This is a genomic window from Pseudomonas sp. No.21, assembly GCF_054558415.1.
The window spans coordinates 1-25092 of the sequence record NZ_BAAJNO010000005.1 but is presented as its reverse complement, the minus strand read 5'-3'; the positions used below and the strand labels follow the sequence as shown (position 1 = coordinate 25092).

The window sequence follows — 25092 nt, the reverse complement described above, 5'->3', positions numbered from 1 at the left end:
TCGCCTCAGAGGGGTTTCACGATGAACAGGCCATCGTCGTGGCCTTCTTCCGAGCCGCTGTAGACCTGCTCGGCGACGGTGCGGATGCTGCTGCCGCGCGCCTGGAGAATCTGGTCCATGGCCCCGGCGAACCAGCCGGTGAACATGTAGTCGACCTTGCGCCCGACCTTGCCGTAGACGTAGACGAAGGCGGAGTGCTCGAGCTTGACGCTGGCGGTGCCCTTGTCGAGGTCGATGTCCTGGATCTTGAACAGGCCCCAGCCGCGCTGGGACAGGCGCTTCATGTAGTGCTCGAACACCGCCACGCCTTCCAGGCCGTGGCATTCGGCTTCCTTCTCGCACCAGTGCCAGGCGGACTTGTAGCCGGCCTTGTAGAGGATCTCGGCATAGGCGTCGGCACCCAGCACCTCTTCGATGCCGATGTGGTTGTTGACGAAGAAGTGGCGCGGCACATAGAGCATGGGCAGCGCGTCGGTGGTCCAGACGCCGGTCTCGCTGTCGACTTCGATGGGCAGTTCGGGGGCGTGTTTGGCCATGTGGATAACTCCGAATTCAGTTCAGGTATCGGGCGGATGGCGCTTCAGTCATCCGCCGCAGAGATGAGCCACCGCGCGGTGGGCTGGTGGATGAAAAGAGCGTCATCCACCCTACGTTCGTGTTCGGTTCGGGCCGGCGTCATTCGCCCCAGACGTCCTTGAGGACATTCACCCAGTTCTCGCCCATGATCTTGCGCACCACGCGTTCGCTGTGGCCGCGCCCCAGCAGGGTTTCGGTGAGGTTGGGGAATTCGCCCACGGTGCGGATGCCCAGCGGGTTGATGATCTTGCCGAAGTTGGTCAGGCGGCGGGCGTAGCCCTTGTCGTGGGTCAGGTATTCGAAGAAGTCCTGGCCGTGGCCCTGGGTGAAGTCGGTGCCGATGCCGATGGCGTCCTCGCCGACGATGTTCATCACGTACTCGATGGCTTCGGCGTAGTCGTCGATGGTGGAGTCGATGCCCTTGGCCAGGAACGGCGCGAACATGGTCACGCCGACGAAGCCGCCGTGGTCGGCGATGAACTTCAGTTCCTCGTCGGATTTGTTGCGCGGGTGTTGCTTGAGGCCGGAGGGCAGGCAGTGGGAGTAGCAGACCGGCTTCTTCGATTCGAGGATGACTTCCTCGGAGGTCTTGGAGCCGACGTGGGAGAGGTCGCACATGACGCCGACGCGGTTCATCTCGGCGACGATCTCGCGACCGAAGCCGGAGAGCCCGCCATCGCGCTCGTAGCAGCCGGTACCCACGAGGTTCTGGGTGTTGTAGCACATCTGCACGATGCCCACGCCGAGCTGCTTGAACACCTCCACGTAGCCGATCTGGTCCTCGAACGCGTGGGCGTTCTGAAAGCCGAAAAGGATGCCGGTCTTGCCCTGTTCCTTGGCCTTGCGGATATCGGCCGTGGTACGCACGGGCATCACCAGGTCGCTGTTCTCGCGGATCAGTTTCTGGCTGGCGGCGATGTTGTTGACCGTGGCCTGGAAGCCCTCCCAAACGGAAACGGTGCAGTTGGCCGCAGTCAGGCCGCCCTTGCGCATGTCCTCGAAGAGTTCGCGGTTCCACTTGGCGATGATCAGGCCATCGATGACGATGCTGTCGGCGTGCAGTTCGGCTGGGCTCATCAGGCTGTCCCCTTTGATTCTTGGTGCGCCGAATCTTCTGCCGGCGCTTTGAACCGAGCATATCGCCGGGGCTTTCGGCGCTATCGCGCAAAAGCGACGGGGGGATTGCCGAAAGCGTCAATGCGGGGTCGTGGATGGACAAGCCGGGTGGGCGGCACCGCCGGCCGACAGGTATCGGTGCGTCAACGGCATGGGGTGGAAATGCAAGCGATCTGTGCTCAAGCTCTTTGATCTGATGGCGATCGTGCGTGATCCCGCATGCGCGTGCCGGGCGTAGTCCCTTCGCCGGCGGGGTGTTCGTGGCGGTCCTGGCTGGGACAGGCGGCGAAGCGGTTGCGGTAGCAGCGGGAGAAGTAGGAGGAGGACTCGAAGCCGCAGGCGACGCCGATCTCCAGCACGCTCATGTCGGTCTGGCGCAGCAGCTGGCGGGCCTTCTCCAGGCGCAGGGCCAGGTAGAAGCCCGATGGCGTGTCGTCCAGGTGCAGGCGGAACAGCCGCTCCAGCTGGCGCGGGGTGACGCCCACCAGGGCGGCCAGCTCACAGGAGCCCAGGGGTAGTTCGCAGTGGCGCTCCATCTCGCCGATCACCTGCACCAGCTTGCGGTTGTGCACGCCGTAGCGGCGGGTGATCTGCATGCGCTGGTGGTCCTGATGGGTGCGGATGCGGCCGAGGACGAATTGCTCGGATACCTCCACCGCCAGCTCGTCGCCGTGGTCGCGGCCGATCAGGGTGAGCATCAGGTCGAGGGTGGCGGTGCCGCCGGCGCTGGTGATGCGGCGGCCGTCGATCTCGAACAGCTCCTGGGTCGGCAGCAGGCCGGGGTAGCGTTCCTGGAAGGCTTCGATGGCTTCCCAGTGCAGGGTCAGGCGCTGGCGGGCGAAGAGGCCCGCCTCGGCGAGGACGAAGCTGCCGGTATCGATGCCACCCAGGGTGGCGCCGTCGAGGTCGGCGCGCTTGAGCCAGTGGGCCAGGCGGGGCGTGTAGCTGGCCAGCGGCTCGAAGCCGGCGACCACGAACAGGCAGTCGCCGGCACCGGGGCGTTCCAGCGCGGCGTCGACGTTCAGCGACATGCCGTTGCTGCCTTCCACCGGGCCGCCTTCCAGGCTCAGCAGGCGCCAGCGGTAGAGCTCGCCGCGAAAACGGTTGGCCACGCGCAGGGGTTCGATGGCGGACATCAGGCCCATCATGGAGAAACCGGGCAGCAGGAGGAACCACAGGGTCTGGGGCATGGCAGGCGTCCTCGCGAAGGCGTCGCCACACTAGAAGGCAGGACGCGGCGCAAGGCAATGCAGGTGGTCGTTCCCGTTCAACATTCGGTCGTTTTAGTTCGATTTGCCCCTGGGTGCGCTGCGTAATCTGGCTGCCACGGGTGCAACAGGGCCCGCGAACGGCGGGGCGTGACTGGCCCCGGCACAACAACAGACGGGCCACGCGGCCCGATAACCGTATGGCTGTAGGGGAGCATTCGATGAAAGGTCTCAACGCATTCGCGGGTTGCTGTCTTCTCACCCTGTTCAGTTCCACCCTGATGGCGGCGGACGACGCCAGTTGCCAGAAGATCCGCATCGGCGCGGTCGGCTGGACCGACGTGGTCGCGACCACCGCCGTGGCTTCCGAGCTGCTGGCCGGCCTCGGCTACGAAACCACCCAGACCCAGGCGTCGCAGCAGATCATCTTCGCCGGCATCCAGAAGAAGCAGGTGGACGTGTTCCTCGGCTACTGGAAGCCGATCATGGATGACAACATCCAGCCCTTCCTCGACAGCGCCTCGGTCAAGGTGGCGCCGCAGCCGTCCCTGGACGACGCCGTGGCGGTGCTGGCCGTGCCTACCTACACGGCGGAGGAGGGGCTCAGGACCTTCGCCGACATCGCCCGCTACAAGGACCAGCTGGGCGGCAAGATCTACGGCATCGAGTCGGGCTCCGGCGCCAACACGGCGATCAAGAAGATGATCGACGAGAACCAGTTCGGCCTCGGCGGCTTCAAGCTGGTGGAGTCCAGCGAGGCGGCGATGCTCACCGCCGTATCGCGCGCGGTGAAGAACCACAAGCCGGTGGTGTTCTTCGGCTGGAAGCCGCACCCGATGAACATCCAGATGCCGATCACCTACCTCACCGGCAGCAATGACGTGTTCGGCCCCAACGACGGCGCCGCCACGGTCTCCACCGTCACCGCGCCGGACTTCGCCCAGCGCTGCCCCAACGCCGATCGCCTGCTCACCAACCTGCGCTTTTCCAGCGAGCAGGAGAGCCGCCTGATGCAGCCGATCATGGAGCGCGAAGCGCCGGCCAAGGTCGCCCGCGACTGGCTCAAGGCCAACCCCGAGGTGGTCAGGAGCTGGCTGGCCGGGGTGACCACCTTCGACGGCAAGGACGGCGCCGAGACGGTCATCGCCTCGCTCAAGTAAGTCCCGACGCTTCACCGCAGTCATCGACCCACGCCCGTGCGCGGCCCGCCGCGCACGGCACCCGATCGCCCCGAGAAAGGATGTTGCAACCGTGAACCATGAAGTCATCGTCACCTGTGCGGTAACCGGCGCCGGCGATACCGTCGGCAAGCACCCGGCCATCCCGGTCACGCCGAAGGAGATCGCCGCGGCCGCCATCGAGGCGGCCAAGGCCGGCGCCACGGTCGCCCACTGCCACGTGCGCGACCCACGCACCGGCAAGCCCAGCCGCGACGTGGCGCTCTATCGCGAGGTGGTGGAGCGCATCCGCGAAAGCGACACCGACGTGATCATCAACCTCACCGCCGGCATGGGCGGCGACCTGGAGATCGGCAAGGGCGAGCAGCCCCTGGAGTTCGGCGCCGGCACCGACCTGGTGGGCCCGCTGGAGCGGCTCAAGCATGTCGAGGAGCTGTTGCCGGAGATCTGCACCCTGGACTGCGGCACGCTGAATTTCGGCGATGGCGATTTCATCTACGTCTCCACCCCGGCGCAACTTCGCGCCGGCGCCAGGCGCATCACCGAACTGGGCGTGAAGGCCGAACTGGAAATCTTCGACACCGGCCACCTGTGGTTCGCCAAGCAGATGCTCAAGGAAGGGTTGCTGGACGACCCGCTGTTCCAGATCTGCCTGGGCATCCCCTGGGGCGCGCCGGCGGACACCACCACCATGAAGGCCATGGCCGACAACCTGCCGTCGGGCGCCACCTGGGCCGGCTTCGGCATCGGCCGCTCGCAGATGCCGATGGTGGCCCAGGCCATGTTGCTGGGCGGCAACGTGCGTGTCGGGCTGGAGGACAACATCTGGCTGGACCGTGGCGTGCACGCCAGCAACGGCCAGTTGGTGGAGCGCGCGGTGGAGATCATCGAACGCCTCGGCGGCCGCGCCCTGAGCCCGGCCGAGGGCCGCGAGAAGATGAACCTCAAGCGTCGCGGCTGACATTTCTCCCTGGCCCGGACTTCACCCCGGGCCCCCTATCGGACACAGGACCAGGAGCCACCATGGCCTTCATCACCCACATCAAGACCTTCGCCGCTCTTGGCAGCGGCGTCATCGGCAGCGGCTGGGTCGCCCGCGCGCTGGCCCACGGCCTCGACGTCGTCGCCTGGGACCCGGCGCCCGGTGCCGAGGCCGCCCTGCGTGCGCGCATCGCCAACGCCTGGCCGGCGCTGCGGCAGCAGGGGCTGGCGCCCGGCGCCTCCCCGGAGCGGCTGCGCTTCGTCGAGACGGTCGAGGAATGCGTGCGCGGTGCCGACTTCATCCAGGAAAGCGCGCCCGAGCGGCTCGACCTGAAGCTCGACCTGCATGCCCGCATCAGCGCGGCGGCGCGCCCGGAGGCGATCATCGGCTCCAGCACGTCGGGGCTGCTGCCCAGCGAGTTCTACGCCGACGCCGTGCACCCGGAGCGCTGCGTGGTGGGCCACCCGTTCAACCCGGTCTACCTGTTGCCGCTGGTGGAGGTGGTGGGGGGCGAGAAGACCGCGCCCGAAGCCGTGCAGGCGGCGATCCAGATCTACACCGCACTGGGCATGCGCCCGCTGCACGTGCGCAAGGAGGTGCCGGGCTTCATCGCCGACCGCCTGCTGGAAGCGCTGTGGCGCGAGGCGCTGCACCTGGTCAATGACGGCGTGGCCAGCACGGGCGAGATCGACGATGCGATCCGCTTCGGCGCAGGGTTGCGCTGGTCCTTCATGGGCACCTTCCTCACCTACACCCTGGCCGGCGGCAACGCGGGCATGCGCCACTTCATGGCGCAGTTCGGCCCGGCGCTGCAGTTGCCCTGGACCTACCTGCCGGCTCCGGAGCTGACCGAGGCGCTGATCGACAGCGTGGTGGAAGGCACCACCGAGCAGCAGGGCTCGCGCAGCATCGCCGAACTGGAGCGCTATCGTGATGACTGCCTGCTGGCGGTGCTGGACGCGGTGAAGGCGACCAAGGAGAAGCACGGCTTCGCCTTCGCCGACTGACGCGCCAACCGCTTCCCGACCTTAGCCAATGGTCCTTCCCTCACGGGGAGGGCCTATCGCCAGGAACCGCCCCATGAGCCATGCCCTGACCACCTACAGCACCCTCATCCCCGCCGAGTGGGTGGACTACAACGGCCACCTGCGCGACGCCTTCTACCTGCTGATCTTCAGCTACGCCACCGATGCGCTGATGGAGCGTATCGGCCTCGACGAGGCGGGGAGGGCTGCGGCCGGGCATACGCTCTATACCCTGGAATGCCACCTCAACTACCTCGCCGAGGTGAAGCAGGGCGCGCATGTGGAAGTGCGCACCCAGGTATTGGCCAGCGATGCCAAGCGATTGCACATCCACCATGGGTTGTACTACCCCGGCGGCGATGAGCTGCTGGCGGCCAGTGAGCAGATGCTGATGAACGTGGAGAGCGAGAGCGCGCGATCGGCGCCCTTCGCCGAAGCGGTGGCCGGGCGTGTAGCGGGGCTGCTGGAGGCGCACCGGCAGTTGCCACTGCCGGTGCATGTCGCGCGGGTCATCGGCTTGCCACCCGCACGCTGAGTGAGCCCGGGCCGCCCGGTCAGGCCGTGGGGAGGGCGTAGCGGCGGGCGAAGTCGATGAGGTCGACCAGGTTGCGGGTCTTCAGCTTGTCCATCAGTCGGGATTTGTAGGTGCTCACCGTCTTGTGGCTGATGAACAGCTGCTCGGCGATCTCCTTGTTGTTCTTGCCGTTGGCAAGGTTCTGCAGCACCGCGAGCTCCCGGTCTGACAGGCTGTCGAGCAGTTGGGTGTCCTCGCCGGCCTGGGACGGCACGGGCAGGTGCACGGTGCTGGGGAACAGGCTGTAGCCGGAAAGCACCGACTTGGTCGCGGCGATCAGGCTGACGGCCTGTTCCTGCTTGGACAGGTAACCGGTGGCGCCGGCCTGCAGGCAACGGTTGGCATAGAGCGCCGCAGGCAGCGAAGTCAGCACCAGCAGCTTGAGGTTGACGTCCATCGCCGCCAGGCGGGTGAGCACCTCCATGCCGTCCAGCTTGGGCACGGCGATATCGAGGATGACCAGGTCCGGCCTGAGCGAACGCGCCAGGCTCAGGCCCTCCACGCCGTTCTCGGTCTCGCCGACGATGTCGTAGCCCTCACGCTCCAGCAGGACGCGTGTGGCGAAGCGGATCATGGGCTGGTTGTCGATAAGCAGGATCTTACTCATCCGTTCATTTCTCCTTGGTGAGTTTCCCGTTGCTCCACGGCACGCACACAAAGCCGTTCGAAACAGGGTTGGCACTTCTTCCGATTGGTTTTCTTGCTATTACCGATAGAGGCGGCGCGAACAAGTTATCCGTAGCCAGCGATAGTCCGTATCGGACTTTCCTTGCATATGGGATATTTCTTCAGAAGTTATGTTGATGTCGTTCAGACAATTCCTAATGTTTATTGCGTACGCCAAACAAGGCGACACGAGCTGCCATAGGCTTTTGGGCTTGGCCGCTCATGGAATTGGCTGAATATGTGAGGCGAGAAGTATATTCGCGGTGCGCGCCGCGATCGGTTGTTTGGGAAGTTTCCTACAATCCATGTAGGCAAGTTTTTAGGCTTCCTCAGTCAATGAATATCAGTCACTTCCTGTAATGGGCATTGTTCCAGTCCAACAGGCAGAGGGAGGTCGCCACGTTGCACGGCATTTCGTGGTTTTGCGTATCCGTCCGGTCGCTCATGCTGGGGCTCCTTCTGCTGTCGCCGATGGCGGTCGAATCCGCCCCCGTGGGCGCTGTGCCCCTGCATCTGTCGAGCCAGTTGCAGGTCGACCAGCAGGAACTGGCCATATCCGAAAGCGACTGGCACTGGTTGCGGCAGAAGCGTGACCTGGTGCTCGGCGTGGCCGGCGATGCCGAGGCGCCGATGGCGATGTTGCAGCGCGACGGCAGTTTCGAGGGCATCACGGCGGACACCACCGCGCTGGTCGGGCAGATGCTGGGCATGCGCATCGTCCTGCGCGAGCTGCCGGACCAGGCCTCCCTCGCGCGGGCACTGGAGTCGGGCGAGATCGACATGACGACCGCATCCAGCCACGGCTTGCGCGGTGCCAGCGTGGCGCGCAGCCAGCCCTTCGCCATCGAACACGCGGCGCTCTTCCGCCGCCAGGAGGACACGCGCGAGTTTCCCGTGGACCTGGCCGGGCTGACCGTGGTCACCACCACCGAATACCTGGGCGACCCGGCCCTGCACCGGGGGTTTCCCGGGGCACGCCTGGTGGCCGCCGAGTCGGTGGACGGGGCGATGGCCGCGGTGGCCTTCGGCAAGGCCGACCTGTTCCTCGGCGATGTACTCGCCGCCTACTACCGGATCAACCGGGGCTTCCACGGGATGGTGCGCTTCGAGCGTTTCGCCGAGCTCAAGGCCGATGGCGTGGCTTTCATCGTGCGCTCGAACGATGCTCCGCTGCTGCGCGGCCTGGATGCCACGCTCCATGCCCTGGGCCGCTCGCGCCTGGATGAGATCACCCGGCGCTGGATCGGCAGCGGTGTGATACCGGCGCTGGAGCCCCTGCCCCTGACGCAGGAGGAGCGCCGCTGGGTGGAGCGTCACCCTGTGGTGCGCCTGGTGATCGACGACGACATGGCGCCCATGGCCTTCTTCGATGCCCAGGGCCAGTTCCGCGGTATCACCGCCGACCTGCTGGAAATGACGTCCCTGCGGACCGGCCTGCGCTTCGAGGCGATCAGCCGTCGTGGTGGTTTCACCGACCAGATGAACAGCCTGCAGCAGGGCAGCGCCGACCTGGCGATCCTCAGCCAGGGGCGCGAACGTGAGGCGCTGCTGCGCTTCACCCGCCCGGTGATGACCAATCCCTACGTGCTGGTGGCGCCGCGTGGCGATGACGGCCTCGCCGAACCGCTCGACGGCATGGAGGGCAAGCGGCTCGCCATCGCCAGGGGGCATGTGGCGATGGCGGAGGTCCGGGACACCTACCCCGGTGCCGAAATCGTCGAGGCGGGTTCGACGCTGGATGCGATGAACCTTGTCTACAGCGGCGACGCCGATGCGGCCCTGGTGTCGCTACCCACGGCCCGTTACTACGTGGTCCGGCTGTTCCGCAATCGCCTGGCGGTGGCTGAGCTGGTGCCCATCGAGCCGGCCACGGCGAACTTCGCCATGCGCCGGGCCGATGTCGAGCTGCAGTCCATCCTCGACAAGGCCCTGGCCAGCCTGACTCCAGACGAGCTGAACGCTGCTGCCAATCGCTGGCGCGGCAGCCCGGCCATGAGTGCGCAGACCTGGCGTGACTACAACCAGCTGATCCTGCAGATCGTGATTGGCGCGCTGGTGCTGCTGGCCCTGGCCCTGGCCTGGGGCCTGCGCCTGCGCCGCGAGGTGCGCAAGCGCATGGCGGCGGAGCGGCAACTGAACGACGAACTGCGCTTCATCGAGACGCTGATCGACTGCATGCCGCAACCTGTCTTCGTGCGTGATGCCGAGGGCCGCCTGCTGTCGTGCAACCGCAGTTACCTGGACACCCTGGGGCTGGCGCGCGAAGACATTCTCGGGACGACGGCCCCGGAGTTGCCCCTGGCGTTCGAGGCCGCGCCGTACTTCCACCAGGGCTATCTGCAGGCGATGGTCGACGGGCAGCTGGTGCGCGGCGTGCACGAGTTGGAGCTGGGCGGGCGCAGGCTGTGGATCGACCATTGGACCCAGCCCTTCCAGGACTCGACCGGCGCGGTCAAGGGCGTGATCTGTGGCTGGATCGACATCACCGAGCATCATCATCTGGTCCGTGAACTGGAGGAGGCGAAGAACCTGGCCGACGATGCCAGCCGAGCCAAGACCGCCTTCCTCGCGACCATGAGCCACGAGATCCGTACGCCTCTGAATGCGGTGATCGGCATCCTCGAGTTGGCCCTCAAGCGCGCGGAGCACGGCCCGATCGACCCGGCCGGCATCCAGGTGGCCTATGGGTCGGCCCGCAGCCTGCTGACCCTGATCGGCGACATCCTCGACATCGCCCGTATCGAGGCGGGACGCCTGAGCCTGGCCCCGGCGCGCGCCAACCTGCGCGAGCTGGTGGAGTCGGTGGCCCGGGTGTTCGACGGCCTGGCCCGGCAGAAGCGCCTGGAACTGGTGCTGGAAATCGACTCGAGCATCCAGGGCGACGTCCTGGTCGATGGCATGCGCTTCAAGCAGATCCTCTCCAACCTGGTCAGCAATGCCATCAAGTTCACCCCTGCCGGGCGGGTCGGCGTGCGCGTCACGGGGGACCTTGCCGAGCCCGGGATGCTGCGCGTGGTGCTGGTCGTGGAGGACAGCGGCATCGGCATCGCGCCCGAAGACCAGGCGCGGCTGTTCCAGCCCTTCTCGCGGATCGAGCGTGCCGACCAACTGGCCGAAGGCACCGGCCTGGGCCTGGTCATCTGCCGCTCGCTCTGTTCGATGATGGGCGGCCAGCTGGCCCTGGACAGCGAGCCGGGGCGTGGCACGCGGGTCGAGGTGGAGCTGCGCCTGCACCGCCTCGACCCCGTTCCCGAGCCCGTGCCCGCACCGGGCCCCCTGGCCGGCCCGGCGCGGCGCCTGCGGGTGCTGGTGGTCGACGATCATCCGGTGAACCGGCAGATTCTCCAGCAGCAACTGGTCTTCCTCGGTCATGAGGCCGAGGAGGCGGCGGATGGCCAGGACGCCCTGCAACGCTGGCGCGCCCGGCACTTCGACGCGGTGGCGACCGACTGCCACATGCCCCGCATGAGCGGGGCCGAGCTGACGGCGGCGATACGCCGCGAGGAGCGCGATGGTGTGCGGCCTCGCACGCTGGTCCTCGGACTCACCGCCGATGCGCAGGCCGATGAGATCGAGCGGGGCCTGGCCGCCGGGATGGACGAGTGCCTGGTCAAGCCCATCGGGCTCGCCGCCCTGCAGCGGGTCTTTGGTGATGGCGGCGGGGAGTTGCTCGAGGCGGAGGGCCTGTCGGTCACCGGACTGTTCGACCTATCCCCGTTGCAACCCCTGACCGGTGGCGACCCGCTGCTGGTGCGCAACCTGCTCGGCGAGCTGATGGCCACCAATGGCCAGGACCTCGCCTTGCTCGGCATGTTGCTGGAGCGGGGTGATAGCGCGGGCCTGTCCGAGCTGGCACATCGGTTGATCGGCGCGGCCCGTGTTGTGCGGGCCGAGGAGGTCATCGCGGCGTGCCAGCGGCTGATGGAGGCCTGTACGGTGCCCAGTGCCCCTGACGGCCTGCGCCGGGGAGTCGAAGACCTGGTGCGCGCGCTGGAGCGTCTGCAACTGGAGTTGAGTGATTACCTGACCGAAGGAGCTGCGGCCCCCGCGCCCTGAGCGGGCGAAGGCGGAGCCTGGGGTCAGGACTGCAGCCGGGTGGTCGCCGGTGGGCGGGCATCGCCGATCCATCGACGGAAGGCCGACCCATCCATGGGCCGGGCGAAGTGGTAGCCCTGGGCCTGGACGCAACCCAGCTCCATCAACAGTGTCTTCTGCTCCAGGGTCTCCACGCCTTCGACCACCAGGGAAATACCCATCGCCTCGGCCAGGGTCACGCTGCTGCGGATGACTGCGCCGCAGCGGGGCTGGCTGTGCAGCTTGCGGATGAACGAGGCGTCGAGCTTGATCTGGCTGAAGGGCAGCGCGCACAGCCGGTCGAGCGAGGAGTAGCCGGCACCGAAATCGTCCATGGCCAGGCCACAACCCATCAGGCGCAGGCGCACGAGGTTCTCCAGGCTGGTGGCCGGGGCGCGCAGCAGGCCCGTCTCGGTCACCTCGAAGGTCAGCCCCTCGCCGGGCAGGCCGCTGTCCATCAGGCGCCGGGCCACCCGCTCGACCATCTGCCGGTCGCCCAGCTGGATGGGCTGGATGTTGATGGCCAGCTCGACCTGCCGACCCTCTTGCGCCAGTTCCTGCTGCACCGCCAGCCCCTGGTCCAGCAATCGCCAGAACAGGCGGTCCACCAGGCCGCTGGCCTCCATCTGCGGCAGGAACTGTGCCGGTGACAGGACGCCGTGCTGGGGGTGACGCCAGCGAGCGAGCATCTCGGCGCCACGCAACGCACCGTCGCGCATGTCGACCTTGGGCTGGAACCACGCTTCGAACTCGTCGCGTTCGAAGCCTTCGGCTATTTCCGCCAGGGACGGCAATTCGATCACTTCGGGGGATGCGGGCAACTGCTCCTGCTCGGGCGCGAAGCTGCGCAGCAGGCGGGTAGCCCGGTTGATGTCGAACGGCTTGCCAAGATCGCCGAGGAATTCCACGCCGAGGCAGCGGATCATCGAGATGGTGGCCTGGCGCAGCACCGGCTCGACCGCGCTGGCGAGCATCACCGCGCGCAACAGGCCCCGCTGGCTGGCATGGCGGAGGAAGGCCAGGCCGTCCATGCCGGCCATGCGCAGGTCACAGAGCACGATGTCGACACCGCCGCAGGCTTGTAGCATGGCCAGCGCCTGGTCGCCGTCCTCCGCTCCCTGGATCCGGTCCAGACCCATTCTCTCCAGTGCGGCTATCGCCAGCAGGCGCTGGAAGGGTTCGTCTTCCAGCACCAGAATGCTTATGTTCTTCATCGGGTTTCGCTCGGCAGATTTGTGATGCCGGTCACGTTACTTAGGAGGCTCGGCAACGAGCTAGGCGAAGATTCCCGGAAACTTGTAGGAAATTTCATCAGTGCTTGGGCGTGGCCATGGTTGCCGTGCTTCGGCGTCGAGCCCGCGTCGCCCCAGAAGAGACCGACATGAGAAGTGCCCTGATAGTCGACGATCACCCCGTCATCCGCCTCGCCGTGCGCATGCTGCTGGAACGCAATGGCATCCAGGTGCTTGCGGAGACGGACAACGGTGTCGATGCGCTGCAACTGATCCGCCAGCACGAGCCCGACATCGTCATCCTCGATATCGGCATTCCGCGCCTGGACGGGCTCAAGGTGATCGCGCGCATCCGCGCCCTGGGACTGGACAGCCATGTGCTGGTGCTCACGTCGCAACCCGCCGAGAGCTTCTGTCAGCGCTGCATGCAGGCTGGCGCCAAGGGATTCGTCAGCAAGGAAGAGGACCTGCAGAACCTCGTCATCGCGATCAACTCGATCAGCGCGGGGTTTTCCTTCTACCCGGCCGATGCGTTGCAGGCGGGCCAGGCCGCGCTGACCAGCGAGGCCGAGCTGGTCGCACGTCTGTCCAACCAGGAGCTGATGGTGCTGCAGTACCTGGCGTCGGGCCTCTCCAACAAGCAGATCGGCGACCTGATGCTGCTCAGCAACAAGACCGTCAGTACTTACAAGAGCCGCATCCAGCAGAAGCTCAACCTCGGCTCGTTGCTGGAGCTGATCGAATTCGCCCGGCGCAACGACCTGGCCAACAGCACCGCTTCCTAGCCGGGGTCCTTCCCTGGCGCAGTGCCTCCCCTGCGCACTCCCGCGCTCTGACTTTGCGCATCCCCTGATCTGAGCCTCGGCTCATTTTTGCAGTTGACGGCCTTTTCCTGGCTTTTTAAGGATTTTTCCTACGGTTTTCCCTGGCGCTCGATGCCGGATGGCGGGTGTGTCGCTCGATATCATCCTCCCCCGGGAAAAGGCGCGCCGCCACTGCGGCCTTCGTTCCCGCCTTCCCCGCCACGAATCAGGATCAATCGCCACCCGCCCGGCCCGCCCCGGGCGGCGGCCATTCAGGAAAAACCGATGCATCCCACCGCCAGGATCACCCGATTGATCGCCGCACTCTTCATCGCCACCTTCCTGCCGAGCGTGCAGGCCGGCATGGTGGTGAACGGCACCCGCTTCATCTATCCCGCCAAGCAGCAGGAAATCAGCGTACGGGTGAGCAACGACGGTACGCAGCCTTCCCTGGCGCAGGCCTGGATCGATCGCGGCGATCCGTCGAGCAAGCCGGACCAGGCCGATGCGCCCTTCTTGCTCACGCCGCCGATCTTCCGCCTCGACCCGGGCAAGGGGCAGAGCCTGCGCCTGGCGTTCACGGGCGAGGCACTGCCCACTGACCGCGAGACGGTGTTCTGGCTCAACCTCCTGGATGTCCCGCCACAACCCGCGGCGGACAGCGGCAACTCCATGCAGTTCGCCATCCGCACCCGCCTGAAACTCTTCTATCGACCGTCCGGCTTGCCGGGCAGTGCGTCCGGAGCGGCCCAGCAGATCAGCTGGCGGCTGGTGCAGAACGGCGCGCAAAGCGTGCTGCGAGCGAGCAACCCCAGCGCCTTCCATGTGTCGTTCAGCGACGTCTCGCTGAATGTCGGCGGGCGGGCGCACGAGGCTGGCGATGGGATGGTGCCGCCGCTCGGCAGTCGCGACTTCCCTCTGTCGGGCACGGTGCAACGGGGAACGGCCGCCAAGGTGGTGACGAAGTGGATCAACGACTACGGCTCGTCCATTGGGCACGAGGCGAGGCTGGAGCCGTGAGCAGGCGGCTCGTGCGCGCAAGGCGCTGATGCCGCTCGATCGTTCGCGCGCCATTCATCGATGCGCCAGGTACGACTATGAAAGCTCTTTCAGACAGGTATCGGGGATCGTCTACGCGTGGCACCCGCAGGGTGCGTCTCGCACCCCGTGTGGGACGGCTCAAGGTCATGGCCGTGGCCCTTGCCGCCTCCCTGGCGCTCAGCGACTGGAACCAGGTGGACGCGGACGAAGCGGTTTCCCCGGCCCGTTATGCCGTCTTCAACCCGGCGTTCTTCGGTAGCGGTGCTGAAGAGGCCGTCGACCTGTCGCGCTTCGCCAACGCAAACGCCCTGCCTCCTGGCACCTATCTCCTGGATATCTACGTCAACCAGACCTGGAAGGGGCGGCACGAGTTGCGGGTGCTCAGCGAAGGCGAGGGCGCTGCGCTCATCCAGCGCTACTGCTTCAAGCCCGAGCACGTCGGCACCTTCGGCATCGAGCTGGCGAACCTGCCGGACCCTCAGGCCGCACGGCAATCGATTATGGACAACGAGGATTGCATCGAGCTCGATCGCCTGGTGCCGCAGGCGCAGGTCGAGGTCGATCTGTCCGAGCTGAGCGCCCACCTGAGCATCCCGCAGGCCTATCTGGGGCGACAGGCACGCGGGCAAGTGGACCCCCGTGACTGGGATGCCGGCGTCACGGCCGGCTTCATCGGCTACAACGCCAGCGGCTACCGCAGCCACAGCGGCGGCATTGGTTCGAACCAGCTGTCCCTGGGCCTCAACAACGGCCTCAACATCGGTGAGTGGCGCCTGCGCTCCAATGGCTACTACAACCGCTCCAGCCAGGATGGCGGCCCTACCCGCAGCCACTACAGCAACGCCAGCACCTATGCCCAGCGCGACCTCACCGGCCTGCGCTCGCAGCTCACGGTCGGCGACTACTACACGCCTGGCGAGCTGTTCGAGAGCGTACCTTTCAGAGGCGTGCAGATCAGTTCCGACGACCGCATGCTCCCCGACTCCCAGCGCGGCTTCGCTCCCGTGATCCGTGGCGTGGCGGAAACCAACGCCAAGGTCACCGTGCGCCAGGGGCAATCGGTGCTTTACGAGGCGACGGTGGCCCCCGGGCCCTTCGCCATCGATGACCTCTACGACTCGGGTTACTCCGGAGACATCGAGGTGACGGTGACCGAGGCCGATGGCCGCCAGCGTTCCTTCGTCGTGCCCTACGCCTCGGTGGCGCAGTTGCTGCGCCCTGGTGTATCGCGTTTCAGCGTGACTGCCGGCGAGTACCGGGACCGTGGCCTGGACGCATCGCCGAAGTTCGTCATGGGCACCTACCAGCGCGGTGTGACCAACGCCTTCACCGGCTACCTGGGCAGCATCGTGGCCGAAAAGTACATGGCCGCCCAGGGCGGTGTCGCGATCAGCACCGGGCTGGGGGCCGTCGCGTTCGATGTCACCCGCTCGCATGTCACCGAGCGTCCCGTCGCCGACTCCGCCCCCAGGAGCGGCCAAAGCTACCGGGTCACCTACAGCAAGCTCCTGGACAGCACCCAGACCAACTTCACCCTGGCTGCCTACCGCTTCTCCAGCGAGGGATATCTCGAGTTCGGCGACTACGCGCAGTCCGTCGGCAACCCCGAAAGCCGTCTCTACCGCCAGCGCAGCCGGCTGCAAGCCAACATCAGCCAGCCCCTGGGGGCTAACTTCGGCAGCCTTTACCTGAGCGGTTCGGCGCAGAACTACTGGAACGCCGGGCAGCGCAGCGACATGACCTTCCAGGCTGGCTACTCCAACGGCTTCAACTGGGGAACCATGAGCACCTCCGCAGGCCGGACGCGCATGGGCTCGGGGTACGAGAACCAGTACCTGCTGTCATTCAGCGTGCCCCTGGGGCGTGATGTGCGCTCGCCCTTCCTCAGTAGCTCGGTCAGCCAAGCCGGCAAGCGCAACAACATCCAGGCCAGCCTCAGCGGTGTCGCGGGCGAGCGCTCGCAGATGAACTACAGCCTCTACGGCTCGCGCAGCAGTGACCAGGGCGACCGCTCCAGCAACGCCGGTGGCAGCGTCCACTACTTCGCACCGGCGGCGTCGCTCAACGCCAGCTACAGCGAGGGCACCGGTTACCGCCAGCAGAGCGTCGGCATCGGTGGCAGCCTGGTGGCCCACCCGGGTGGGATCAACTTCACCCAGAGCCAGAGCGAAACCTTTGCCGTCATCGAGGCCAAGGGGGCGGAAGGCGCCTATGTCAGCAACGACATGAGCGCCCGTGTCGGCAGCAACGGTTACGCAGTGGTCGGCGGCCTCGCCCCCTACCGCCACAACCAGGTCGTGATCGACCCGGTCGGTACCCTGCGCAACGTCGAGCTGCAGATCACCGAGCAGGCAGTGGCCCCGCGCCATGGCGCCGTGGTGATGCTCAGCTACCCGACCATCACTGGCGTGCCGGTGTTGCTGCGCATCCTTCGCGAAGATGGCCAGATCCCGCCGCTGGGCTCAGACGTCATCGATGACCAGGGTGTGTCCCTGGCCATGGTGGGGCAGGGAGGCCGGGCATTCCTGCGCGGGCTCGCGCGTGAGGGCGTGCTGATCGTGCGTTGGGGCGAGGGGCCGGACAAGGCCTGTCGGGTCGACTACCAACTGCCGGAGCAGGACCCGGACGACCCCAGCTACCAACAGGTCGGGGTGCGCTGCGTCACGCTCGGTGGGCGGACCGAGATCGCGCTAGCCGAATGATCTTGCCGGCCGTGCGGCTCGCCATGCATTGGCGCGGGCGCTCGGACCGGTGCTGATGCGTCCCTGGCCGGCACGCGATCCCTCACACCTGGGCTTCCGAGTCGGCGGCCTCGCCGCTCGATCGCAGGCTCGCCAGTCTTCATTGCGCCCCATGGATCATCCCGCTCGGTCTCGACCGGCGTGCAAGCGGGCATGGCCCTGCAGGTCGATGGCCGCAGGCTCCAGCTCTCGCGCCAGCTTGCTGGTCGATCGAGCGAATCCTTGCCGCCATGCACGATCCCGTGCGATGGCGGCTCGCAGTGCCGCGTACCGGATAGGCATTCGTGGTGTGCTCGACATGCGGCCTCAGTTGTAGACCACCGTGATGATCCCGGCGTCGCCCGTGCGGGAGGCGATGCTGGTCATGCTCACCGAGCTGGTTTCACCCAGGCCTGCGCAATGGCCGCGCCCGCGGGGCTCCGATCGGCCGATGGGGCTGAGGCCGCTGCGGCGTCCTACATGTTCGAGCCAGGTGCTTGTAGGGGTATCGCAAAGGTCCTTGCAGATGCTTCCTACGAAAGTGATCTGCCCCAGGGCCGCTGGCGCGTTTTCCGCTTGGGCCAGGCCGGCGACGCAGATGAGGGCGAGGAGGGGAATAGTCAGTAGTCGTTTCATCTCAGCACTCCTTACAGGCTGAACTGAGTAAAAATCAGATGGCTCCTACGATCCACACTTTGGCGATCCGGATTTTTTGTAGGTTCTAACTGTAGGAGCCTGATGGTTTCGCATTATCCCGGTCCTTTGGCGCCAGGCTGTGAACCCGGTCCGGTTCGGTGGTGAGTCGGACTAATCCGACCTACAAACTTCCTCGTGACACGTGGGATACTCCACTATCCGCCTCGCAGAAATTTCCGTCGGGCTTCCGGTCTTTCTGCGCATCCACCCCTCGTTTCCTGCCGGCTTCTTGCGGGTGTCTTCACCCGAACCACGTGGCGGATTCGCCTGCCACGGTGAATAGACCGGGAATCTTCCCCGGAATGTCCTGTTCCAAGTTTCTGCGCGAGGCAGATATCGCCAAGGGCGCCTAACGTTAGATACAGGCGCGTCCTCGTGTGGGGGCCGGCCATGTCTGGCCCCCTTCTTGCTTTGGTTACGAGGGTTTTCGTGGCCGTTCCGGTCTTTCAACGCAGTGGCGGGGGGTGAGCAGATGGGCAGGGCAATCAAAGAACGGGCGACCGTCATCTGCCGCATGGAAGACAAGATTCTCTTCGTGCGCAAACCCAGGTCGAAGTGGACGTTGCCAGGCGGCCGGATCGAGGCGGACGAAGCGCCCGGGCAGGCGGCGTTCCGCGAACTGGTGGAGGAGACCGGGCTCGCGCTCGAGACCCTCGACTACATCGCGCCCCTGGAGCTTTACACGACCCTTCACTACGTTTTCGAAGCGCCGATGCCGGCATCCCAGCAGCCCACGCCGCTGAACGAGATCGCCGACTGCCGCTGGTTCTCCGTCGAGGACCTGGGCAAGCGCAGCATCAACAAGGCCATCCGCCGCCTGCTCAAGACCTGCCAGCGGCCAGGCGCATAGGTTCACGCCATCCGAGAAGCTCTCTCGCGCCTGCTCCGTGCCGGTTTCCCGGGCTGAGACCCGGGCCATGGTGCCCTGGCGTGCGGGACCTGGGCAAAAAAAGCCCCCGCCAGGGCCGACGACCTGGTGGGGGCGAGGGTGTCCCTTGCGGGACCTCAGTGTGTTGCCTCGGGGCGCCGTCCCTTGCGACAGGCCAGCGCCGTGTAGAGGGTGAGCAGCAGGACGAACCCCAGGCTCAGGCTCATCGCCTTATTCGCCGACCTGGCGCAAGCGAGTGGCGGGGACGTCGCCCAGGTTGTTGAGCAGGCGCTCGCTGTACCAGTCGAGGAAATTGATCACGCCGAACTCGTAGGTCTTGGAGTAGGGCCCCGGCTGATAGGCGGTGGAATTGATCCCGCGCTGGTTCTCCTCGGCGAGGCGACGGTCCTGGTCGTTGGTCGCGTCCCACACCTCGCGCAGGCGCGCCACGTCGTAGTCCACGCCTTCCACCGCGTCCTTGTGCACCAGCCACTTGGTGGTGACCATGGTTTCCTGCGGGCCGATGGGCCACACGGTGAAGACGATCATGTGATCGCCCATGCAGTGGTTCCAGGAGTGCGGCAGGTGGAGGATGCGCATGGAGCCCAGGTCCGGGTTCTGGATGCGCCCCATGAGTTTCTTGCTGCCCTGCTTGCCGTCCATGGTCATGGACACGGTGCCCTGCAGCAGCGGCATGCGCACGATGCGGTTGCGCAGGCCGAAGCTGGCGTGGGCATAGGGGATCTTCTCGGCGTCCCAGGCGGTGGTGCAGGCGGCTACCTGGTCCTTGAAGGCCTGGCTGGCACGCGGGTCGGTGACGTCGTCCCACTCCAGCAGGGTGTTGAGCAGCTCGGGGTGCGAGCCGTTGCAGTGGTAGCACTCGCGGTTGTTCTCGATCACCAGCTTCCAGTTGGCCTTTTCCATCAGGGTGGTCTGGACGGCCACCTTGGTGTTCTCCATGTCGTACGGCTCCATGTAATGGGCCAGGGTGGAGAGGAAGTCGTCGATGGCCGGCGGGTTCTCGGCCAGGGAGATGAAGATGTAGCCACCGGCGGTCTTCACCTTCACCGGCTTGAGGCTGTAGTCCTTCAGGTCGAAGTCGGCACCCATCTCGGTGCCGGCGAACAGCAGGCGGCCGTCCAGCTCGTAGGTCCACTGGTGGTAGGGGCAGACCAGCTTGGCGACCTTGCCCTTGTCGCTGACGCACAGGCGCGAGCCGCGGTGGCGGCAGACGTTGTGGAAGGCATGCACCTGCCCCTCGGCGCCGCGCAGCACGATGATCGGGTTGTCGCCGATCTGCAGGGTCAGGTAGTTGCCCTTGGCGGGGATCTCGCAGGTCATGCCGGCGATCAGCCACTCCTTGTGGAAGATCTCCTGCATGTCGATCTGGAACAGGCGCTCGTCGTTGTAGAACGGCTGCGGCAGGGAAAAGCTGTGGTCGCGCTCGCGGAGCATCTCGGCGGTGGCCTTGCGCGCCGGGTCCAGCGGATCGCCCAGACTCAGGGTGGAAGTGATATCCATCGTTGACTCCTCAGTGGCGGGGCGCGCTGGGCGGCCTCCGCGAAAATGGCTTTCGGTCGTGACGCAAGGCGGCTTCACCTCCCCTTCCGACGCCGCCGATAGCGCGCTGATAGAGGGGGGAATGTCGCTCGTTTGCTTGTGTTCGGCTGGGGCTGAGTGTGGCGTCGGGGACTGACCCGACCTTATCCATGGACGACACGGCCACATCCGTTTCCGACTCCGCAGCCCTTGGCGTTGCTGGCAGGTCGCGATAAGCATGTGAATGTCGCTGGCAGGTAAGTGGGCGCTTTTTCGCTTACGCAGAATCCGCTCCATTGGGGCCGATTTCCGGCCGCGCGGAGATGCGTTATGAGCAGCAACAGCTTCCTGAATCCGGTGACGACACAGACCTGGGCCAACGGCCGTCATCTGATGCGCTGCGTGAAGGTCATCCAGGAGACCTGGGATGTGCGCACCTTCTGCTTCATGGCCGATCAGCCGATGGTGTTCTTCTTCAAGCCCGGGCAGTTCGTGACCCTGGAGCTGGAGATCGACGGCCTGCCGATCATGCGCTCTTACACCATCTCCAGCTCGCCGTCGGTGCCCTACAGCTTCTCCATCACCATCAAGCGCGTGCCGGGTGGCAAGGTCTCCAACTGGCTGCACGACAACCTCAAGGAAGGCGACGTCATCCCGGTGCATGGCCCGGTCGGCCTGTTCAACGCCATCGACTTCCCGGCCGACAAGGTGCTCTACCTCTCCGGCGGCGTCGGCATCACCCCGGTGATGTCCATGGCGCGCTGGTTCTTCGACACCAACGCCAACGTCGACATGGTCTTCGTCCACAGCGCGCGCACGCCGAAGGACATCATCTACCACCGCGAGCTGCGCCACATGGCCTCGCGCGTCGGCAACTTCAAGCTGCACCTAGTCTGCGAGAAGTACGACATCGGCGAGACCTGGTCCGGCTATCGCGGCTACCTCAGCCAGCCGATGCTGCAATTGATCGCGCCGGACTTCATGGAGCGCGAGATCTTCTGCTGCGGCCCCACCCCCTACATGAGCGCGGTCAAGCGCCTGCTCGAAGCCAACGGCTTCGACATGCAGCGTTACCACGAGGAGGCCTTCGGCCCCACCCCGCCGGAAATCCGCGCCGAGGTAAAGGAGCATGCGGCCGAAGCGGCGGAGGCACCGGCGGTGCCGGCGGCCGACCTCAACCTGGTGGAGTTCACCAGCACCGGCAAGAGCATCCGCGTGGCGCCGGGCGAGACCGTGCACACCGCCGCCGCCAAGCTCGGCCTGCATATCCCCAAGGCCTGCGGCATGGGCATCTGTGGCACCTGCAAGGTCATGAAGACCGCGGGTGACGTGGAGATGGAGCACAACGGCGGTATCACCGACGACGACGTCGCCGAGGGCTACATCCTCTCCTGCTGCAGCGTGCCCAAGGGTGATGTCGCCATCGACTATTGATCAGTAACTGACCGATCGCCCGCAGGCCCCGGCACGTGGGGCCCCTGGCGTTTGGCGAACAGCTTGTCCACAGGCTGGTGCACGGCTTCTGTGGGTTTGTCACCAGGCTCCGAGGCCCGGCTGGCAAGGGCTCGGCAGCGAGCGGGGCGTTGATCAAGGATTGACCGCTCGCCTGTATCCACCGTGGGGCGGGCGATGCGGCGGGCTATGCACAGGCAGGCCACAGCTCCTTGCACAGAGGCTGTGCACAAGATCGCCGCCATCCCCATGAAATCGTTCGATAAATAGCCTGAAAGCCACGCCCCACGGGGCGCAAGGCATCCAGGCGACGCTGCACAGCTTGTCCACAGAAGCCTCCACCGCAGCAGGGGACAAATTCAGGCATGGCGTTGCCAGACTGCGTGTGTCGCATCCGGGCTGCCCCAGGCGCCACGCGGCCTACAGCGCTGCTCATTATCTGATCGATTCCCTGCAGCGGACGTATCCCGTGGCCTGTGGCAGTTTATCCACAGGTTGCCTACAGATCGCCGCACAGAAATTGTGTGCCGAATATTCATAACGCTTTGAATACGCTCATAAAACGACCTGTTCTGCACAGATGGCGCCCTGCCTGGCGCCTGGCCGTCGCTCTACAGCTTGTCCACAGGGTGATGCACTGAAATCGAGGATAAGCCGCCGCCTGAGGATATCTCCGGCGGAACCTCATCCGGGGTGTGCGACGGGTGCGTGGGAGGCGCCCGGTTTCGCAGGGCGCCTCGAACGGAAGGAAAGGAGCGCGGCCCGGGGTTCCAGGCCGGAGGGACGTGTCAGGTGTTGGCCATGGCGGCGCGGATGTCGGCAGCGAGCTCGCGCACGCGGTCCTTCTCGGTGTCCCAGGAGCACATGAAGCGCGCGCCGCCGGCCCCGATGAAGGTGTAGAAGCGCCAGTTGCGGGCGCGCAGGTAGTCCAGCGCCGGCTCGGACATCTGCAGGAACACGCCGTTGGCCTCCACCGGGAACATCAGGCTCACACCCGGCACGTCCGCCACCAGTTCGGCCAGCAGTTGGGCACAGCTGTTGGCGTGCCGGGAATAATGCATCCAGGCATCGTCCTGCAGCAGGCCGACCCAGGGAGCGGAAAGGAAGCGCATCTTCGAGGCCAGCTGGCCGGCCTGCTTGCAGCGGTAGTCGAAGTCCTCGGCCAGCTCGTGGTTGAAGAACAGGATGGCCTCGCCCACTGCCATGCCGTTCTTGGTGCCGCCGAAGCACAGCACGTCGACGCCGGCCTTCCAGGTCAGCTCCGCCGGGGTGCAGCCGAGGAAGGCGCAGGCGTTGGAGAAGCGCGCTCCGTCCATGTGCAGGCGCAGGCCCAGCTCCTTGCACACGGCACTGATCGCGCGCACTTCCTCCGGCCGGTACACGGTGCCCACTTCGGTGGCCTGGGTCAGCGTCACCACGCGCGGCTTGGGGTAGTGGATGTCCTGGCGCTTGAGGGCGATCTCGCGCACCGCCTCGGGCGTCAGCTTGCCCTGCTCGGTGCGGGCCAGCAGCAGCTTGGAGCCGTTGGAGAAGAACTCCGGCGCGCCGCATTCGTCGGTTTCCACGTGGGCCGTCTCGGAGCAGATCACGCTGTGGTAGCTCTGGCACATCGACGCGAGGGCCAGGGAGTTGGCGGCGGTGCCGTTGAAGGCGAAGAACACTTCGCAATCGGTCTCGAACAGCTGGCGGAAGTGATCGGCGGCGCGCGCCGTCCACTGGTCGTCGCCATAGGCGCGCTCGTGGCCACGGTTGGCCTCGGCCATGGCGGCCCAGACTTCGGGGCAGATGCCCGAATAGTTGTCGCTGGCGAATTGCTGGGTCTGGTCGGTCATCTCGGGTCCTTGGTCCTGTCGCCCGGGTCCCCGGGAGGGGCAGGCGGATGGGAACTAACTTTACGACAGGATGGACGCCCGCAAATGACTCCAGGCGACATCCTTTTTAAACCAGGCGCTGTCCCCGGTCCGGTGTCGGGGATGCCGGGAGGAACTCGCCGGGGTCTTTGCCGCTCACAACATAACCGTGCCTGCACGGGGACGGACCTTGCCATCAATGAGGAGTGTCACAGATGCGCTATCCCTACCTGATCGCCCTTGCCGCACCCTGGCTCGTGAGCCTTTGCGCACAGGCAGCCGAATGGCCCGCAGGCGAGCGTGATCATTTCGTCAAGGAGTGCATGGCGGGGGCCCAGGCCCAAGTCAGCGCGGACAAGTTGCAGAAATATTGCGGCTGCGCGGCCGACCGGGTCAGCGCCGAATTCAGCCAGGCCGAGCTGGACGAGCTGAAGGCCCAGAAGACGCCGTTGCCCAAGGCCACCCACGAGCGGCTGCTGAGCGTCACCAACAAGTGCCTCACCCAGCTGAACTGACCCACCGGGCCGCCGGGCCCTGAGCAAAAAAGAGCCAGGCGGCGCCATCCTGCGCCGTGCCTGGCCCTGCGCGTTCGTCGCACAGCTTATCCACAGGGTGGTCCACGGTCTTTGTGGGCGGTTTTCCCTGGGCGTCGCCCGGCTTCGGTCCGGGGGCGAGGGCGTGCTCAGCCGAATACCGGACGGAAGAAGCTGCGCTCGTAGCTGAGAATGCAACGGGTTGCCTCGGCATAGCCGAAGGCCGCGATGCACTCGGCGTCCGCCATGGAGCGGGTGCGGTAGTCCTCGTAGGCCGCCAGGCTGGGGAAGCTGAACATCGCCAGGGCGACGTTGTTCGCGCCTTCGGAGGGCAGGAAGTAGCCGTGGTGGGTGCCGCCGAATTTCTCCACCAGGGGAATCCAGAGTTTTCCGTAGTGCTCGAATTCGGCCAGCTTGTACGGATCGATGATGTAGCGCAGGTAGCAGGTGATCATGCAGTTGCTCGTCCAGGCGCGTGCGGAATGCCGCGGGGGAGTCGAAACTATCCACTGCCACCCTCGCTGTCCAGGCGCGTCGCTGTGGGCATCTTCGCCTGCTGCGGGCTGATCGGTTCACGTACAGCCGGTCGAAAGCCCCGTCAATCCTGGCGTTGCGGCATCCACGCACAGCTTGTCCACAGATCGCTGCACAGCTTCTGTGCGTAAGAAATTCGCTAACTGCCTGATATCGCTCAATAAATGCTCGATGGGCCACAGCCTGCATGGGCCCTGGCCGGTAGCGCGGGGTGTACAGCTTATCCACAGCTTGGTCCACGGAAACTGTGGGTGACCGGGTCAGCTGCAAGGATGTTCGATTGCGACCCTTTGCATGTCGCAAACGCATTCTCCCGTGGCGTCCGTAGGCATCTGGCAAGGCAGGGCGAGTCATACCATCGCTGCAAACGGGAAGCCCCCGTACCAAACGACAGGCGCCACCGCAGGCGCGTCAGGAGATCAGCG

20 protein-coding genes are annotated in these 25092 nt (G+C 65.9%); 11 read left to right on the top strand and 9 right to left on the bottom strand.

Translation table 11 applies throughout. The features are described from left to right. Positions 1-5: 5 nt before the first annotated feature. The 3 genes from ACYJSS_RS11000 to ACYJSS_RS10990 all read right to left on the bottom strand — a co-directional run bounded on the left by ACYJSS_RS11000 (position 6) and on the right by ACYJSS_RS10990 (position 2882). Positions 6-536, bottom strand: a complete 531-nt coding sequence (locus tag ACYJSS_RS11000; RefSeq protein ID WP_111259617.1) for a 4-vinyl reductase — start codon at positions 534-536, stop codon at positions 6-8. Between the two features lie 139 nt (positions 537-675). Continuing rightward, positions 676-1653, bottom strand: a complete 978-nt coding sequence (locus tag ACYJSS_RS10995; RefSeq protein WP_111259616.1) for a dipeptidase — start codon at positions 1651-1653, stop codon at positions 676-678. Positions 1654-1871: 218 nt separating this feature from the next. Then, on the bottom strand, positions 1872-2882 hold the full coding sequence (locus ACYJSS_RS10990) for a GlxA family transcriptional regulator (RefSeq protein WP_236205480.1): 1011 nt from the start codon (positions 2880-2882) through the stop codon (positions 1872-1874). 239 nt (positions 2883-3121) lie between these two features. On the opposite strand from ACYJSS_RS10990, the gene choX reads away from it, so the two are divergent. The 4 genes from choX to ACYJSS_RS10970 all read left to right on the top strand — a co-directional run bounded on the left by choX (position 3122) and on the right by ACYJSS_RS10970 (position 6620). Next, on the top strand, positions 3122-4060 hold the full coding sequence (gene choX / locus ACYJSS_RS10985; protein WP_236205479.1) for a choline ABC transporter substrate-binding protein: 939 nt from the start codon (positions 3122-3124) through the stop codon (positions 4058-4060). A gap of 91 nt (positions 4061-4151) precedes the next feature. Beyond that, entirely contained in the window at positions 4152-5039 is an 888-nt protein-coding gene (locus ACYJSS_RS10980; protein ID WP_236208552.1) for a beta-keto acid cleavage family enzyme, read from the top strand. A gap of 62 nt (positions 5040-5101) precedes the next feature. Further along, on the top strand, positions 5102-6067 hold the full coding sequence (locus ACYJSS_RS10975; protein ID WP_236205477.1) for an L-carnitine dehydrogenase: 966 nt from the start codon (positions 5102-5104) through the stop codon (positions 6065-6067). A 73-nt stretch (positions 6068-6140) separates the two neighbouring features. Further along, positions 6141-6620, top strand: a complete 480-nt coding sequence (locus tag ACYJSS_RS10970; protein WP_111259610.1) for a thioesterase family protein — start codon at positions 6141-6143, stop codon at positions 6618-6620. A gap of 19 nt (positions 6621-6639) precedes the next feature. Here ACYJSS_RS10970 and ACYJSS_RS10965 read toward each other — a convergent pair whose 3' ends face one another. Beyond that, positions 6640-7266 (bottom strand): response regulator transcription factor, encoded by a 627-nt coding sequence (locus ACYJSS_RS10965; RefSeq protein WP_111259609.1) that lies wholly within the window; start codon positions 7264-7266, stop codon positions 6640-6642. Between the two features lie 503 nt (positions 7267-7769). Here ACYJSS_RS10965 and ACYJSS_RS10960 point away from each other — a divergent pair. After that, positions 7770-11381: an ATP-binding protein gene (locus ACYJSS_RS10960; RefSeq protein ID WP_236205476.1), complete on the top strand. Its 3612-nt coding sequence runs from the start codon at positions 7770-7772 to the stop codon at positions 11379-11381. 23 nt (positions 11382-11404) lie between these two features. On the opposite strand, the gene ACYJSS_RS10955 is transcribed toward ACYJSS_RS10960, so the two are convergent. Further along, positions 11405-12613 (bottom strand): EAL domain-containing response regulator, encoded by a 1209-nt coding sequence (locus tag ACYJSS_RS10955; RefSeq protein ID WP_236205475.1) that lies wholly within the window; start codon positions 12611-12613, stop codon positions 11405-11407. Between the two features lie 167 nt (positions 12614-12780). Between ACYJSS_RS10955 and ACYJSS_RS10950 the strand changes: the two genes are divergently transcribed. From ACYJSS_RS10950 to ACYJSS_RS10940, 3 genes are all read left to right on the top strand, one after another. Further along, entirely contained in the window at positions 12781-13416 is a 636-nt protein-coding gene (locus ACYJSS_RS10950) for a response regulator (RefSeq protein ID WP_111259606.1), read from the top strand. A 303-nt stretch (positions 13417-13719) separates the two neighbouring features. Next, positions 13720-14454 (top strand): fimbrial biogenesis chaperone, encoded by a 735-nt coding sequence (locus ACYJSS_RS10945; protein WP_111259605.1) that lies wholly within the window; start codon positions 13720-13722, stop codon positions 14452-14454. A gap of 167 nt (positions 14455-14621) precedes the next feature. Further along, positions 14622-17177 (top strand): fimbria/pilus outer membrane usher protein, encoded by a 2556-nt coding sequence (locus tag ACYJSS_RS10940; RefSeq protein WP_459479873.1) that lies wholly within the window; start codon positions 14622-14624, stop codon positions 17175-17177. A gap of 345 nt (positions 17178-17522) precedes the next feature. On the opposite strand, the gene ACYJSS_RS10935 is transcribed toward ACYJSS_RS10940, so the two are convergent. Further along, positions 17523-17831, bottom strand: coding sequence for a hypothetical protein (locus ACYJSS_RS10935; protein ID WP_111259603.1), 309 nt, complete (start codon positions 17829-17831; stop codon positions 17523-17525). Positions 17832-18363: 532 nt separating this feature from the next. Here ACYJSS_RS10935 and ACYJSS_RS10930 point away from each other — a divergent pair. After that, a complete protein-coding gene (locus ACYJSS_RS10930; protein ID WP_111259602.1) occupies positions 18364-18741 on the top strand; it encodes an NUDIX hydrolase in 378 nt (125 codons plus the stop codon). Between the two features lie 249 nt (positions 18742-18990). Here the strand turns inward: ACYJSS_RS10930 and gbcA are convergent, their stop codons facing one another. Beyond that, complete coding sequence (gene gbcA, locus ACYJSS_RS10925) at positions 18991-20280, bottom strand: glycine-betaine demethylase subunit GbcA (protein WP_111259601.1); 1290 nt, start codon at positions 20278-20280, stop codon at positions 18991-18993. A gap of 348 nt (positions 20281-20628) precedes the next feature. On the opposite strand from gbcA, the gene gbcB reads away from it, so the two are divergent. After that, complete coding sequence (gene gbcB, locus ACYJSS_RS10920; RefSeq protein WP_111259600.1) at positions 20629-21732, top strand: glycine-betaine demethylase subunit GbcB; 1104 nt, start codon at positions 20629-20631, stop codon at positions 21730-21732. 806 nt (positions 21733-22538) lie between these two features. Here the strand turns inward: gbcB and ACYJSS_RS10915 are convergent. Further along, on the bottom strand, positions 22539-23582 hold the full coding sequence (locus tag ACYJSS_RS10915) for a threonine aldolase family protein (RefSeq protein WP_111259599.1): 1044 nt from the start codon (positions 23580-23582) through the stop codon (positions 22539-22541). Positions 23583-23815: 233 nt separating this feature from the next. On the opposite strand from ACYJSS_RS10915, the gene ACYJSS_RS10910 reads away from it, so the two are divergent. Next, entirely contained in the window at positions 23816-24115 is a 300-nt protein-coding gene (locus ACYJSS_RS10910; protein WP_111259598.1) for a hypothetical protein, read from the top strand. A gap of 167 nt (positions 24116-24282) precedes the next feature. Here ACYJSS_RS10910 and ACYJSS_RS10905 read toward each other — a convergent pair whose 3' ends face one another. Further along, complete coding sequence (locus ACYJSS_RS10905) at positions 24283-24588, bottom strand: NIPSNAP family protein (protein WP_111259597.1); 306 nt, start codon at positions 24586-24588, stop codon at positions 24283-24285. Positions 24589-25092 lie beyond the last annotated feature (504 nt).